The sequence below is a fragment of the Planktotalea arctica genome (assembly GCF_002105285.1).
GTDB lineage: Bacteria > Pseudomonadota > Alphaproteobacteria > Rhodobacterales > Rhodobacteraceae > Planktotalea > Planktotalea arctica.
The window spans coordinates 177,089-191,480 of the sequence record NZ_MUHR01000005.1; the positions used below are offsets into that span (position 1 = coordinate 177,089).

Sequence of the window (14,392 nt, forward strand, 5' to 3'; positions counted from 1 at the left end):
AGACGCGAGTAGCAGGGGATGGCCCAGCCAATTTCACAATCAAGTGTTGATCCGCCGCGCCTTGACGTGCCGGTTGAGCGATTCCGGCGCTACGCACGTGGTCGCATCGTTCATTTTTGGAAACGTCAGATACTGACGATGATTGGATCGGCCTATTTAATGGTGATGATTTCGCCGTTGATGGGTTTTCTGGCGGGCGCGATCGCCGTGCTTGGCGAGATCATTGATTACGTAAACTTGAATCATCAACTCAAAGCATTGGACCGTGGGCGCGCATTTGGCAAAGTGAGCGATCGCGCAAGCCTGAGCGCAACGGTCCAAGCGCTTAGCATTTCGATCTGCATTCTCATGGCGTGGTTCATGCCGCAAACGGTTAATGGATCGCAGTTTGCTCTGGTTTTCTTGATGTCAGCGGCTCTGAACGCAGGGCTCGTCTGGCCCTATCACAAGCCAAGCGCGTCCTCGCGGCTTTTGGTTTACGGCATAACCTTTGTCGCTGGCGCCAGCGCAGAATTCTTCACCTCGAATGGTGGGTTTGATGCGTATCTTTCAGAAGCGATTTCGATGCTGTTAATGTGTTACATCGTTACAATTGTTCTACAATTTGTTATCGGTAGTTACGCTCGGCAAACGCGTAGCGCGCAACAAATTTTGTCGGCGTCCAAGGCGCTGGAAGCCTCTGATCGGCAAAAGCGAAAATCTCAAGAACAGCTGCGCAGACTATCGCTTGTAGCGCGTTACGCCAACGACAGCGTGGTGATTTTGACACCCAGAGGCGAGATTGAATGGGTTAACGAAGCGTTTACGCGCATCACAGGTTACACCCGTGAAGAGGCGATTGGTCAATTGCCATCACAGTTATTGAACGACCCTGATACTGATCCCGAGGTGTCCAAAAGCATCGGCAAACATGTCCGCGAGGGCAAGCCGATCCGTGCGGAGGTACTTAACCGGTGCAAAGATGGTGCGAGAATCTGGATGGAAACCAATATTTTTCCGGTTAGAGCGGAGGATGAAAGTGTCGAAATGATCGTCGCGATAGAGCGTGATATCACAGCACTGAAAGAGCACGAGGAAGAGCTTGCTGCCGCTAAACACCTCGCGGAGCGTGGAGAGCAGTCCAAATCAGAATTTCTCGCAACAATGAGCCATGAAATTCGAACGCCGATGAACGGGATCATCGGCCTTTCCGATCTTTTGGTCGAGCATGATCTACCCGATGACGTGCGCTCTTACGCATTGACGATCAAAGATTCTGCCGGGGCGCTGTTGTCGATCATTAACGATATTTTGGATTTCTCCAAACTTGATGCGGGAAAGCTCACGATTGATCCTGTGGAGTTTGATCTGCGCGCTTGTCTCGCCAGCTCTATCGAATTATTCGTCCCACAAGCGAACGGCAAGGGGATTTACCTTGATGTGGTTGAAGACAGGCCGCTGCCAAACCATGTCATTGGCGATGATGGCCGTGTGCGGCAAATCCTTTTGAATATGATCGGAAACGCGATCAAATTTACCGCGCAAGGCGGCGTGACGATCAAGACCCGCCTGACAGAGGAGGTGGGTGCGTACCGTTTGGTGATCGATATCAAGGATACGGGCATTGGGATCGCGCAGGATAGAATTGCGCAGGTCTTTGAGAAATTCCAACAAGCGGACGGGCGCACAACGCGCAAATTTGGCGGCACTGGTTTGGGCTTATCGATTTCCAAGCAACTGGCCGAGCACATGGGCGGGGGGATTGTGGTGCAATCCACTCTTGGGCGGGGCTCTACGTTTTCGATCAGCTTGACGTTTGGTATGCCAAGGCGCGCTAGTGATCGTGCCAAACCAGTTGCGGCGCAGAACGCTGAAATCCAACCGATGTCCATTCTGATTGCAGAGGACAACAAGACCAACCGGTTCCTGATCAGTAAATATTTACAAGGTTTGCCCTTGGATATTTGCTTTGCCCACAATGGGCGCGACGCGGTGGAGCACACGCGCGAGCATAAGCCTGATTTGATTTTCATGGACATGTCTATGCCCGAAATGGACGGGCTCGAAGCAACGGAGCATATTCGTGCGATGTCCGATATTCGACCGCATATCATTGCGCTGACCGCCAATGCCTTTGCCAGTGACCGTGAGGCCTGTTTTCAGGCGGGAATGGATGATTTTCTCGCGAAACCAGTGAAAAAAGCTGATCTGCTTGGTAAGCTGTCGAAATTCAGCGCGGCCCGGCAGGCGAATCCGCTTTGATCCGATCACCGACATGACGTATCAAGTCACAACAATCGTAAACGAGGGCTGGTTTTGGATATTGCAACACGCGTGTGGAACCACAAATGGAAGATCGATCCTATCGTCCGCTCTCTGATTGATGACGACTTTTACAAACTTCTGATGTGCCAGTCGGTGTTTCGCAATCATCGCGACACTGACGTCACTTTCAGCCTGATCAACCGTACCAAATCGGTGCGCCTTGCAGAGTTGATCGATGAAGGTGAACTACGTGAGCAGCTTGATCACATTCGTTCGCTTTCGCTGAGCCGTGGGGAAAGCACATGGCTGCGCGGCAACATGTTTTATGGTAAGCGCCAGATGTTTACCTCCGAGTTCATGCAGTGGTTCGAAAACCTGCGTTTGCCAGATTATCACCTTGAAAAGCGCGATGGCCAATACGAGCTGACATTTGAGGGAAAATGGCCCGAGGTCATGCTTTGGGAAATTCCTGCGCTTGCAGTTTTGATGGAACTGCGCAGCCGCGCGGTGCTCGACAGCATGGGCAAGTTTGAACTTCAGGTTCTTTATGCGCGCGCGATGACGCGGGTTTGGGAAAAGGTCGAACGCCTGCGTGCGGTTGATGGGCTGCGTATTGCGGATTTCGGTACGCGGCGGCGCCATTCGTTCCTGTGGCAGGACTGGTGCGTTCAAGCGATGCAAGAAGGGCTGGGCGAGAAATTCGTTGGCACCTCGAATTGCAAGATTGCGATGAAACGTGACATCGAAGCGATCGGCACCAACGCCCATGAATTGCCTATGGTCTATTCGGCGCTGGCCGAAAACGATGACGCGCTGCGCCAGGCCCCCTATCAGGTGTTGGAAGATTGGCACGAAGAGCACGAGGGCAATTTGCGTATCATTCTGCCCGACACTTATGGCACCCAAGGGTTTTTGAACCATGCGCCGGATTGGCTTGCCGGCTGGACAGGTATTCGCATCGATTCCGGCGACCCCGCGACAGGCGCCGAAATCGCGATCAAGTGGTGGAAAGAGCGCGGTGAAGATCCGCGTAAAAAGCTGGTAATTTTCTCTGACGGACTGGACGTGGACAAAATTATCCAGCTGCACAAACAATTTCATGGTCGCGTGCGTGTCAGCTTTGGTTGGGGTACGCTTTTGACAAATGATTTCAGAGGCTTGGTCCCAGAAGAAGGGCTTAACCCGTTCTCCATTGTGTGCAAGGCAGTGCAGGTAAATGGCCGGCCGACGGTGAAATTATCCGATAATCCTCGCAAAGCGATGGGTCCTACGGAAGAAATCGATCGCTACAAGCGCGTGTTTGAACTGGGCGAGCAAGCCGATGAAGAGGTGATCGTCTAGTCTTCACCAGTGACGCGGCCACGCAGTGATTTGACCTCGCCGCGTTCCTTCTTTGATTTCAGGCGGCGTTTTTTACTTCCCAAAGTCGGCCGCGTCGCGATGCGCCGCTTCGGCGCGACTAGCGCTTTTCGGATCAATTCGATCAATCGCTCGCGCGCGATGGCTCGGTTGCGCGCTTGGCTGCGTTCTTCTTCCGCGCGGATGATGAGCGCGCCGTCCAGCGTCCAGCGCCGTCCTGCCAATCGCTTGAGCCGCGCCTTCACCGGTGCGCTTAGACTCGGGGAGCGCTCTGCCTCAAAGCGCAGTTCGACTGCGGTCGAGACTTTGTTCACATTTTGCCCGCCCGGCCCGGAGGCGCGCGTGAAGGTTTCGGTGAGCTCCCAATCGGCAATCTCGAGGGTAGGGGTGATTTGCAACATGTCCCTTCATGCCACGACGCGCCGCCAGACGCAAAAAGGGCCACCCGGTTAAGAGCGGCCCAATCAAGAGTTTCGGAGGCGGGGTTGGTTAGGCCGACGCCAATTCGCGCGGAGCAAGTCCGCCAGGGTCTGCCGCTAGAGGCGTGCCTCGCAAGTTGTCCCAACACTACTCTCCAATACCACTTTAGACACTGGATCACCTCCTCTCGTTTGTTTCAATCAAGGGTAGGTTTGCACAGATTGTCCGATCCGCAAAGGAAAAATATCAGAGCGTTTGTCCACGATTTTGCAACCATCGTGATACGATCGCCTTGAAGGGCAGCAATGCAAGCAGAGCGAGCGAAAGCTTCACGCCCCAATCCGCAAACGCGAGCGACACCCAAAGCGGCGCGATTGGTCCAAGCCCCAAAAGCGGCAGTGCTTCGTTCGCCCAGGTCACATCGTTTTCCGGCTCCAGATAAGAAAGCGCGCTGGAAAAGGCGATGGTGAAGAACAAAAGCGTATCGACGGACGAGCCGATAAGCGAGGAAGCAAGCGGCGCGCGCCACCATTTACCGTTTTTAAGCGCGTTGAAGATCGACACATCAAGCATTTGCGCGATCAAGAAGGCTGTGCCAGATGCGAGCGCGATGCGGAACGTCACGAGTGGGCCGAATTCACCATGAATCTGCGTTCCGATCAGCGAACAAAACACGCCGACGATAAAACCTGCAAAAATCACCTGACGCGCAGGGCCAGAGCCGTAAATGCGGTTCATCAGATCAGTGACGAGAAAGGCGAAAGGATAGGTGAAGGCCCCCCAAGTGAGCCATTGGCCAAAGAGAAACTGGACCAGAATGTTGGAGGCGACGACAATCGCTGCCATGGCAAGGATGCCGGGAAGATGTTTACGTGTCATAGGTTTAGCCCGTTTTTTACAAGGTTGCGGCGACTTGGTTCCAGAATTGGAATCTGCGGCTGTTTAGGCGTGGCGCGGCGGCGTGGCAAGTCAATCATGTACCCTGAACTCAACTATTTGTGTGCGTTGTGCGCGGCTGAAATTATCGTCCGAAATTGCGTAAAGGCGCAATTCACCCGGGCGAGGGCTCCAGACAGACAGGCCTTCGAGGTTATCGAACTGTCTGAAACGGCTGGAAAAAAGGTACTCTTGGCGGACTGGATGAGCGTTTTCGAATAAGATACGCTCTATATGGGTCATGAAACCGAGGCCGTTGAACGCGCGGCTTAGAACGTAAAGATGCCCATCGGGGCCGAAATCTGCGCCCACGGGTCGAAATCCACCGCTGCGCTTGAGCTTGAAAACAGGGGTCCATTCGCCCGACGCACTGCGTTTAAAGATGCGATAGGGCGTGCGGATGTTGGAAGAACCTTCCGCGACCGCGAATAAATCGCCCGCTTCTGAGATGGCCAGTGCCTCAAAGCCCATATTGGAGGGTGCTTGCGGATCGAGATGCGGCAAGGGGGAGATTTGCGCGCGTCTGTCGCCTGCGTCATAGGTCAAAAGGCGGCTTTTAGATTCGGCTGAAATGTAGCGGGTTCCGTTTGCAGAGATGGCGAGACCTTCGGTATCGCGATCCATTTTTTTGGTGGGAAATAGGCCATTTTCAAACGAAAGCGCTTCTGCGCTCGTAAGTTGTGCGCCGCTCAGAGTGCTGTCAAGATCACGTATAAAATTGCCCTCAAAAATCATGCCGGTATCGGATACGGCAGTAAATGAGGTGCCACTCTTGTTGACTTCAAGCGCGGAAATGCCGCCGAAACCGTTAACCGCAGGTTCCCATATGAACTGCGCCAGCACCTCCACGCGTGGCTCTGCCGCGAGGGGCAGAGCGTAAGCGAAAGCGGCGCAGGCGATCAGCGTGATTGCAGAACTTGTGCGCATTGTTGTGGTAAATCCGCCAAAATCAGCTCGCGCCGTGGCTTGGGTTTGGGCGTGTTTGGATCACGCGGTTTGGCCTTGGGCGGATTAAGAATATCGTTCACCCACTTTTGCGCATCGGCGCAGCCATCGCCCGCAGGGGGCGGGTTTTGATCGACGCATCCGCGCGCGCCGCGAGGGCAGGCAAGGCGCACGTGGAAATGGTAGTGATGCCCGTACCATGGGCGAATTTTGCGCAGCCATTTGCGGTTTCCTTTTTCAGCGTTGCACATGGCGACCTTCGCGCCTGGAAAGACGAAAATCCGCGCTGTGCGCTTGTCCTGCGCTGCCGCTTTCATGATTTCCATGTGTTGCCGCGTGAATTTATCGTTGATATAGGCACCTTTAGAGCGTCGTAGCGAAATGGAGCTTATGTTCTCGCGGTCGCGCTGCGACAGTCGCAAGTTGGTGGCAGGTCGCATCCAGACATCGATGTCCAAACCGATCTGATGGCTCCGATGGCCAGAGAGCATAGGGCCGCCGCGCGGCTGGCTGATGTCCCCGATATAGAGCCCGTTCCACCCTGGCAAACGTGCGGCTTTGGCCGAGAGCGTCTCGATAAAATCTATCGTCTCTGGGTGTCCCCAGTTGCGATTGCGCGACAGGCGCATTGCCTGCCACGTGGGCCCCGTTTCTGGCAATTGCACAGAGCCTGCTGCGCAGCCATTGGCGTAGGAACCGATAGGTGCAGCGCGCTGCGCCGATCCGGTTTTGGCCGCACCGAACAGCTGTTTGGCCTCTGGCGCAGCGGCGAGGGGAAGGACGATGAAGCAAGTTAACACAACCGAGCAAATCAAACGTAACACTACTTAAAATCTCCACGTTTATTAACGAAGTAGAGCAGGATAAGGCCGATCAGGAATAGCCCGATCACGGGGGAAACGCCAAGCCGCGCACTTTGTGTGACGGTCGTGACGATGCCGATCAGCAGGGGCGCAAGAAAGGCCGTCGCGCGGCCCGACAATCCGTAAAGTCCGAAATATTCGGTCGCCGTGTCCGCGTCCGTGTGGCGCACCATGAGCGAGCGACTGGCCGATTGCAGCATGCCCCCCATGCCGCCGATCAGGATACCGCAGACGATGAAGACCAGATCGGGCGTGCCTGCAGCAACGGAAATACCGTAGATCATTTCGGGCGTTATGTTGATGATTGTCAGGCTGACGAATATCAAAACCACGATGGCAAACGTAACTACAGGCTTGGGGCCAAACCGCCGATCCGCGAAACCGCCAATATAACTGAATACTGCGGCGCCAATGGCTGCGACGACGCCGAACACGCCGATTTGCGTGACTTCCCAGTCCAGCACCAGTTTGGCGTAGACCCCGCCGAAGGTGTAAAGGCCGTTCAACGCATCACGGTAAAACATCGAGCCAAGTAGGAAAAAGCCAAGCGATTTGCGTTTCTTCAGACCTCTGAGAGAGGCGGTGACCTGCGCGACGGCCTCGGAAAAGCTGGACCTGATCTGATCCGTGCGCACTTCGCGCACCCAGAGGAAATAGGGGATCATGAAAAGTAAAAACCAAAGTGCGGCAAACGGCCCGGTCGAGCGTGTGCCCTCGCGATCCGCAGGGTTCAGGCCGAACAAGGGATCGAGGCCCGCAATGGTTTTGCCGTTGCTTTGCTCCACGAGCAGCAAGAGCGCAATTGCGAGCGACAGAACCCCGCCCATATAACCAAAGGCAAAGCCGGAGCCGGAAATTTTACCAATCTGCTCGCGCGTGCCAAGGCCGGGAAGCTGCGCATTGGTAAAGATCAGCGCATATTCCGCCCCGATAAAGCCGATGCCGAAAAAGGCGAGCATCCAGAACAGGTTGCTCGCGTCGGGATTGGTGAACCAAAGCGCGCTGGCACCGATCACATACATCGCACTGAAGGATGCGATCCACGGCATCTTGCGCCCTGTGCTATCGGCCATCGCGCCGAAAATGGGTGCGGAAAAGGCGATGATCAACCCGATCAGCGCTGTTGTCCAGGCCCACATGGCCTGCGCATTCGCGTCTGCGATCCCCTCGTCCTGGCCAAGGCCAAGGTAGTAAACGGCAGCGATGGAAACGAAGAAAGGGCCGAAAATAAAGGTGTTGAGGACAGTGTGGTAGGGCTGGCTTGCCCAATCGAAAAAGTACCAGCCCCAGATGCGCTTGCGCAAAGTCGTGTCAGCCGTAGCGCTTGTCATGTATTATGTCCCTCGTGTTCGACTTTGTTAGACCAGACAGAGGGACATCCACGCAAGTTAATCCTGTGACAAATCTTGCATGGGTGGCCAAGAACGGGTTGCGTCGGCTTTTACCCAGTTGGCGATCCAATCGGGCATGGGTGGCGATTTTGCATCGCTCCCCATCATTTCGAGTACGCGAGTGGGCGAAACGATGCCGTTCTTGTCGGTCACTGCGGCGCGGTAAAGTGCATGGTTCGCGACCTCACCGCTGCGTTTGACCATCGCCTGTTCGAGATACATGAATTTGTCGTCCCAACAGACTGCGCGTGATTTTATCGAAAACGCTTCAAACGTGCGGATGCGGCGGCGATAGCGAACGGAAACGCCGGCCATGGTTAACCCCCAGCGTTGCGTGCGAAGCGCGCCGATTAGCCCAGTGCGTTTGGCCAGTGGAATGCGCCCCAGATCATAAAGCGTCAGCGTGCGTCCGTTGTTCAACTCCATCCACAGGTCGATATCTTGCGGCCAGCAGCGATGCTGCGAGATATGGGTCTCGTGAAACGCCATGGGCGGTGCGCTGCGCACTTGCCACAAGGCTTTGAACATACGAATAAAAGGGTACATGGCCGCGCTCCTGTTTCACGCGACCTTGGCCATGCTGCGGTGCAGCGTCAAGTCGCGACCCCACGGCACTTGCCGATGCGTGCGGGGACGACTACCTAGAGGGCAACCGCAAACTCGGAGCCTGCCCATGTTGTCCATTTTCCAAATCCTGATGCTGATCCTCGATATCGCATGGTTCTTCATCATCGCGCATGTGATCATGAGTTGGTTGATCAACTTTCAGGTGCTCAATCTGGGCCAGCCGCTTGTCGCGCAAATCTGGCAGGGGCTGAACCGCATTCTTGAGCCGCTTTATTCGAAAATTCGCAGTATTTTGCCGAATATGGCTGGAATTGACCTTGCGCCATTGATCGCGCTGGTTGCTGTTTACGCGCTGCGTATCATTCTGGCGAACAACATCCAATCTTTCTACTAACGCTTCATCTTGTGCCAGTTGTTAACCTATGGGACATATCCTGTAAGAGCAGCCTAATGCCACTACAGGATATCCCATGGATCGCGCCGTATCGCTGTTAAGCGACGTTTTCGGATTTGATGAATTTCGCCCTGGTCAGCGCGAGATCGTGGATGCCGTCGCGAATGGTGAAAACGTGCTTGCGATCATGCCGACGGGTGGTGGTAAATCGCTTTGCTATCAGCTTCCCGCACTTATGGATGAAGGACTGACAGTCGTTATTTCGCCGCTGATCGCCTTGATGCGGGATCAGGTGACGGCGCTGAAAGCGAGCGGCGTCAATGCGGGCGCGCTTACCTCCGGCAATACCGAGGAAGAAACCAGTGAGGTGTTCGAGGCGATTGATGCGGGCACATTGCGTCTGCTTTACATGGCCCCAGAAAGACTTGCCTCTGGCGGTGCGCTTAACATGCTGCGCCGCGCTGGCGTGTCGCGGATCGCCGTGGACGAAGCGCACTGCGTTAGCCAATGGGGTCATGACTTTCGCCCTGATTACCTGCGCATTGGTGATCTGCGCCGTGCGCTGAACGTGCCTGTTGCGGCCTTTACGGCGACTGCCGATGCAGAAACGCGCGAAGAGATCGCGACACGGCTGTTCGATGGAGCGACACCGCAAACTTTTCTGCATGGTTTTGATCGTCCGAACATCCATCTTGCCTTCGCCTCCAAAGATGGACCGCGCCAGCAAATTCTGGCCTTCGCTGCAGCGCGAAAGGGTCAATCTGGCATCGTTTATTGCGGCACGCGCGCCAAGACCGAAGGGCTTTCCGGCGCGCTGGCTCAGGCCGGGCATAGCGCCTGTTATTACCATGGCGGCATGGATCCGGATCATCGCCGCGAGGTCGAAGCGCGCTTTCAACGCGAGGACGGTTTGATCGTTGTGGCCACCGTTGCCTTTGGCATGGGCGTTGATAAACCTGACATCCGCTGGGTCGCGCATGCCGATTTGCCCAAGTCGATCGAGGCTTATTATCAGGAAATTGGTCGCGGTGGACGTGACGGCGCGCCCGCTGAAACGCTCACGCTTTATGGGCCTGATGACATCCGTTTGCGCCGCTCTCAAATTGACGAAGGGCTTGCCCCGCCCGAACGCCGCGCGGCGGATCATGCGCGTTTGAACGCTTTGCTCGGGCTGGCCGAAGCGCTGGATTGTCGCCGTGCCAGCCTGCTCGCTTATTTCGGTGAGACCAATGTGAAATGCGGCAATTGCGATTTGTGCGATACGCCCGCAGAAGTGTTCGACGGCACCACGGCGGTGCGCAAAGCGCTTTCGGCGATACTGCGCACAGATGAATATTTCGGCGCGGGGCATTTAATCGACATTCTGATGGGGGTCGAAACCGACAAAGTCAAAGCGCGCGGCCATGATGGTTTGCCCACATTCGGCGTCGGCACGGAATATGGTAAACGCGAATGGCAGGCGGTGTTCCGTCAGATGATGGGGCATGATCTGGTGCGCCCCGATCCCGAACGCCATGGCGCATTGCGTATGAACGATGAAGCCCTGCCGATTTTGCGCGGTGAGGCGTCTATCCGCTTGCGCCGTGACACCATTCGCAAGGCCTCGAAATTCTCGCCTGCCGTTAAGACGCTGGTGAGTGAGGAAGACGCGCCGCTGCTTTCCGCGCTCAAAGCCAAACGCCGTGCGTTGGCCGAAGCGGCGCGCGTGCCGGCCTATATCGTGTTCAATGACAAGACCCTGATCGAAATGGCGCAGGTCCGGCCAACCACGCTGGACGGTATGGCAGGCATCGGCGGCGTCGGCGCGAAAAAGCTGGAAACCTACGGCGATGCGTTTCTTGAGGTGATCACGGGCGCGGTTGAGGCGGTTCACCCCGCGCGTCGCAAACTGGCGGGGCGCGAGAGTGGCACGCTTTATGATCGCTTGCTGGAAGTGCAGGCCGATTTGGCGCGTGGCAGCGAGGGCCATGACAAACCGCTGAGTTGCTCTGCATCTCTATTGGCTAAAATCGCAGCGCAAAAACCGCAGAACGAGGGCGCGTTGGAGCGGATTTTGGGCGAAAGGCGTAGTGAACGATTTGGCGCGGCTTTTCTGGACGTGCTGCGTGAAGCGGGCTAGATCAATTGTCAGATTTATGAGGGGGCTGATATGCTTGTAGTGATTTCACCTGCCAAACGGCTAGACTGGGACGTGCGCGATGTAGAAATGACAGCGCCTGATTTGCAAGAAGACGCTGTGCGCTTGGTGAAAACGGCCAAGAACCTGACCCTTGGCGATTTGCAAAAATTGATGCACCTCAGCCCTGATTTGGCGCGTCTCAATCACGACCGTTTCCAGACTTTCGAGGCAGACCCAAGCGCAGATGCAGTGCGCCCCGCCGCATTGGCCTTTGCTGGCGACACGTATCAAGGCCTTGAAGCGGCGACGTTGGATAGCGATGAATTGCACTGGGCGCAGGATCATTTGCGCATTTTATCAGGGCTTTACGGACTTTTGCGACCGCTTGATGCGATCCAACCCTACCGTTTGGAAATGGGGTCCCGTTTGAAAACCCGTCGCGGCGCGTCGCTCTATGACTATTGGCGTGACGATCTGTCCAAGATGCTGAACGCGCAGGGAGAGGTAATCGGCAGCGATATACTGGTGAACTGCGCCAGTCAGGAATATTTCGGGGCGGTTGCGCCCAAGGCGCTCAAGCTGCGGGTGATCACGCCGGTGTTCATGGAGTTGAAGGACGGCAAGGCCAAGATCGTCAGCTTTTTTGCCAAAAAAGCACGCGGCGCGATGGCGCGGTATGTGATCCAGAACCGCTTGAATGAAGCGGAAGCGATCAAAGGTTTCGACACTGGCGGCTATGCCTATCAGCCGGAGTTGAGCGAGGGGGACCGTTGGGTCTTTCTGCGTGATTACCCAAGCTGATCGGGCACGGCCGGGCGCACGCCCTCAAGTTGAACCGCTTTGATTTGCTCGATCACTAGTGACTTTTTCAAAGGTTTGGTGAGGTAGTGGTCAAGACCTGCCGCCAATATCGCCTCTTGATCGCCAGCCATGGCATGCGCGGTCATGGCGATGATCGGCACATGGGCGCCGCTTTCCTTTTCGAGTGCGCGAATATTGCCCGTCGCTTCCTTCCCGTCCTTTTTGGGCATTGAAATATCCATAAAGACCACGTCGGGTTTGATACTTTGAAAAAGTTCGACCGCTTCAATGCCGTTATTGGCGAACGTCAGTTCGATATCCAGAGATTTCAACATTTTACCAAAGACAAGCTGGTTGGTTTTGTTATCCTCCGCCGCCAGAACGCGCAGTGCGCGCCGGCTGTTTTCATTCGGTATCATGGGCCGTGGTGGCGGGGCCGGAGCAGCACTGCGCGTATGAACGAACATGGGCGCTTTCGGGTGAGGGGGGGCTTTGGTTTCGGGTGCGCCAAGCGACATCAGATGGCGAAACAGAATTTGCCGTGGTACCGGTTTTTGCAAGACCGCGTTGACCGATGCGCGCGCGGGGTCCGCTTCGGCCAATCCTGCATTGGACGTCATCAACAGGATCGGTAAATCAGGCCGTTTCGCCCGCATTTGACGAGCAAGATCAAAGCCGTCCATCGCCCCTTGCAGATCATCGAGCACGGCAAGGCCGAAGCCTTCGTCCAACATGGCGAGCGCATCATCGGCAGAGTTTGCGCTACTGCATGTGATCCCCAAAAGCGCGATCTGCTTTTCGAGGATGCCGCGCGTCAGCTCTCCGCTGTCGACCACCAAAGCCTTGGCGATATCAGGTTTGACGATTTCCAACTCATCTGCCGGATCGCTTTCAAGACTAACCTGAAATCCAAAACACGTGCCTGCGCCCTCTTCGGAAGTGACCCAAATGCGCCCCCCCATCAATTCAATCAACCGTTTGGTGATGGCAAGGCCAAGACCGGTTCCTTCAAATTGTCGGTTCTTTTCATCCTCGACCTGGTTGAATTCACCGAAAATATGACCAACCTTATCCTCTGGAATGCCGATGCCCGTGTCCTGAATGGTCACATGCACGTCGCAAACGCCGTTTTGGGACTTTCCGGTGATGGAAATCAGGACGTGACCTTCGGTCGTGAATTTGACGGCGTTGCCGATCACATTGGTTAAAATTTGGCGAATGCGCCCTGGATCACCAACCAACTGGGTCGGCAGAAAAAGATCGTAATCCACCAGAAGCGCGACACCTTTGTCGCGTGCAGATGGCTGTAGTAGGCGCATAACTTCGTGTATGCACTGCTCGAAATCAAAGGTTGTGGGACGCAATTGCAGCTTTTCTGCTTCGATCTTCGAATAATCGAGCACGTCGTTAATGATGGTTAACAGGGCTTCGCCCGAATTGCGGATGGTCTCGACGAAAAGCTGCTGCTCCTCGCCGAGACCCGTTTCAACCAAAAGATCAGCCATGCCCACAATCCCGTTCATCGGCGTGCGAATTTCATGGCTCATGTTGGCAAGGAAAGCGGATTTGGCGCGGCTTGCCGCCTCTGCCTGATAGCGCGCCTTCTTGAGCTGGTTTTCGTAGCGGATCGTGTCGGTGATATTAAGCGCAAGACTGACCACATCGCCGTCTGGTCCGCGTTCGTCGATCAACTTGGCGTAAAGCCCGTTCCAGAAGCGCACGACACGCGGCTTCGGATTTGGCTCATTCCATCGCTCTAGCATTGTGGCGCGCCACTCGGCGGGGCTTAGATCTTGGGTGTCAATGATCCCCTCGTCGGTCAGAACGAGCAGCATTTCAGGGTAGGTCACCCCCGGTTTCATATCCTCGAGGTCGTCGAAAATGCTTAGGTAGGCATCGTTCGCGCCCACCATTTCGTTGTCGGCATTGAAAAAGGCGAAACCATCCTGAATCGTGCGAATGGAATGCCATAGCCGCCGCTCTGCAATTTCGATCTTTTGATGGGCGACGCTTAGATCGGACTTCACCTGCCTGTTTTCGTTGCGCACGTTGACGACTTCGGCTTCCGTCCGCTCGATCCGGTCGGAAAGTGCACGCGCATGGCGCCCGAGCTTGCGGTTGGCCGAAAACAATTCGGCCTCTTTCATCTCGAGCAAGCGCTGCGCAGCCAATCTGGCGCGACGTTCCTCGGCGAGTTTATGTGCGAGCGTCATGCTGCAATCACTAGAATCAGGGTTAGGTTCAATTGCGACAATCTGCCGAGGAGGTGAAGATAGCTTTAACCAGCCACCAGAAAACTTGCCAAAACAGCGCGCAGCGTGTCACCCTGCACATATTGATTTCAAGGAGCGTT

Annotated in this window: 12 protein-coding genes; 5 read left to right on the top strand and 7 right to left on the bottom strand. The window is 55.5% G+C overall.

What is annotated here, in order from left to right:
* The first annotated feature begins 18 nt into the window (after window positions 1-18).
* Window positions 19-2,241 carry a PAS domain-containing hybrid sensor histidine kinase/response regulator gene (locus B9P63_RS05540; RefSeq protein ID WP_085307564.1) on the top strand — a complete coding sequence of 741 codons (2,223 nt, stop codon included), beginning with the start codon at window positions 19-21 and terminating at the stop codon, window positions 2,239-2,241.
* 54 nt (window positions 2,242-2,295) lie between these two features.
* The gene (pncB, locus tag B9P63_RS05545) at window positions 2,296-3,585 is read left to right on the top strand and encodes a nicotinate phosphoribosyltransferase (protein ID WP_176219105.1); all 1,290 of its coding nucleotides are present in this window, start codon (window positions 2,296-2,298) and stop codon (window positions 3,583-3,585) included.
* Here the strand turns inward: pncB and arfB are convergent.
* The 6 genes from arfB to B9P63_RS05575 all read right to left on the bottom strand — a co-directional run bounded on the left by arfB (window position 3,582) and on the right by B9P63_RS05575 (window position 8,704).
* Window positions 3,582-4,004, bottom strand: coding sequence for an alternative ribosome rescue aminoacyl-tRNA hydrolase ArfB (gene arfB / locus B9P63_RS05550; RefSeq protein WP_085307566.1), 423 nt, complete (start codon window positions 4,002-4,004; stop codon window positions 3,582-3,584). The two genes, pncB and arfB, sit on opposite strands and share 4 nt — an antisense overlap.
* Window positions 4,005-4,269: 265 nt before the next feature.
* A complete protein-coding gene (locus B9P63_RS05555; RefSeq protein WP_085307567.1) occupies window positions 4,270-4,902 on the bottom strand; it encodes a queuosine precursor transporter in 633 nt (210 codons plus the stop codon).
* A gap of 90 nt (window positions 4,903-4,992) precedes the next feature.
* On the bottom strand, window positions 4,993-5,886 hold the full coding sequence (locus tag B9P63_RS05560) for an esterase-like activity of phytase family protein (RefSeq protein WP_085307568.1): 894 nt from the start codon (window positions 5,884-5,886) through the stop codon (window positions 4,993-4,995).
* Window positions 5,859-6,719, bottom strand: a complete 861-nt coding sequence (mepA, locus tag B9P63_RS05565; protein WP_245830576.1) for a penicillin-insensitive murein endopeptidase — start codon at window positions 6,717-6,719, stop codon at window positions 5,859-5,861. The genes B9P63_RS05560 and mepA overlap by 28 nt, the downstream gene beginning before the upstream one ends.
* An 8-nt stretch (window positions 6,720-6,727) precedes the next feature.
* Window positions 6,728-8,098 (bottom strand): MFS transporter, encoded by a 1,371-nt coding sequence (locus B9P63_RS05570; protein WP_085307570.1) that lies wholly within the window; start codon window positions 8,096-8,098, stop codon window positions 6,728-6,730.
* 57 nt (window positions 8,099-8,155) lie between these two features.
* A complete protein-coding gene (locus tag B9P63_RS05575) occupies window positions 8,156-8,704 on the bottom strand; it encodes an acyl-CoA thioesterase (protein ID WP_085307571.1) in 549 nt (182 codons plus the stop codon).
* Window positions 8,705-8,831: 127 nt separating this feature from the next.
* Here B9P63_RS05575 and B9P63_RS05580 point away from each other — a divergent pair, with 127 nt between their 5' ends.
* The 3 genes from B9P63_RS05580 (at window position 8,832) to yaaA (ending at window position 12,039) form a co-directional block, all read left to right on the top strand.
* The gene (locus tag B9P63_RS05580; protein WP_085307572.1) at window positions 8,832-9,119 is read left to right on the top strand and encodes a YggT family protein; all 288 of its coding nucleotides are present in this window, start codon (window positions 8,832-8,834) and stop codon (window positions 9,117-9,119) included.
* Window positions 9,120-9,195: 76 nt separating this feature from the next.
* Window positions 9,196-11,238, top strand: a complete 2,043-nt coding sequence (recQ, locus tag B9P63_RS05585; RefSeq protein ID WP_085307573.1) for a DNA helicase RecQ — start codon at window positions 9,196-9,198, stop codon at window positions 11,236-11,238.
* A gap of 30 nt (window positions 11,239-11,268) precedes the next feature.
* Window positions 11,269-12,039 carry a peroxide stress protein YaaA gene (gene yaaA, locus B9P63_RS05590; RefSeq protein WP_085307574.1) on the top strand — a complete coding sequence of 257 codons (771 nt, stop codon included), beginning with the start codon at window positions 11,269-11,271 and terminating at the stop codon, window positions 12,037-12,039.
* Here yaaA and B9P63_RS05595 read toward each other — a convergent pair.
* A complete protein-coding gene (locus tag B9P63_RS05595; protein WP_085307575.1) occupies window positions 12,027-14,252 on the bottom strand; it encodes a response regulator in 2,226 nt (741 codons plus the stop codon). The genes yaaA and B9P63_RS05595 overlap by 13 nt on opposite strands.
* Window positions 14,253-14,392 lie beyond the last annotated feature (140 nt).

What these genes read in the sequence shown, in the direction of transcription:
- B9P63_RS05595 (WP_085307575.1), bottom strand. Translation starts at nt 14,252, where the DNA reads ATGACGCTCGCACATAAACTCGCCGAGGAACGTCGCGCCAGATTGGCT.
- B9P63_RS05570 (WP_085307570.1), bottom strand. Translation starts at nt 8,098, where the DNA reads ATGACAAGCGCTACGGCTGACACGACTTTGCGCAAGCGCATCTGGGGC.
- B9P63_RS05580 (WP_085307572.1), top strand. Translation starts at nt 8,832, where the DNA reads ATGTTGTCCATTTTCCAAATCCTGATGCTGATCCTCGATATCGCATGG.
- B9P63_RS05575 (WP_085307571.1), bottom strand. Translation starts at nt 8,704, where the DNA reads ATGTACCCTTTTATTCGTATGTTCAAAGCCTTGTGGCAAGTGCGCAGC.
- recQ (WP_085307573.1), top strand. Translation starts at nt 9,196, where the DNA reads ATGGATCGCGCCGTATCGCTGTTAAGCGACGTTTTCGGATTTGATGAA.
- B9P63_RS05560 (WP_085307568.1), bottom strand. Translation starts at nt 5,886, where the DNA reads ATGCGCACAAGTTCTGCAATCACGCTGATCGCCTGCGCCGCTTTCGCT.
- B9P63_RS05540 (WP_085307564.1), top strand. Translation starts at nt 19, where the DNA reads ATGGCCCAGCCAATTTCACAATCAAGTGTTGATCCGCCGCGCCTTGAC.
- yaaA (WP_085307574.1), top strand. Translation starts at nt 11,269, where the DNA reads ATGCTTGTAGTGATTTCACCTGCCAAACGGCTAGACTGGGACGTGCGC.
- B9P63_RS05555 (WP_085307567.1), bottom strand. Translation starts at nt 4,902, where the DNA reads ATGACACGTAAACATCTTCCCGGCATCCTTGCCATGGCAGCGATTGTC.
- arfB (WP_085307566.1), bottom strand. Translation starts at nt 4,004, where the DNA reads ATGTTGCAAATCACCCCTACCCTCGAGATTGCCGATTGGGAGCTCACC.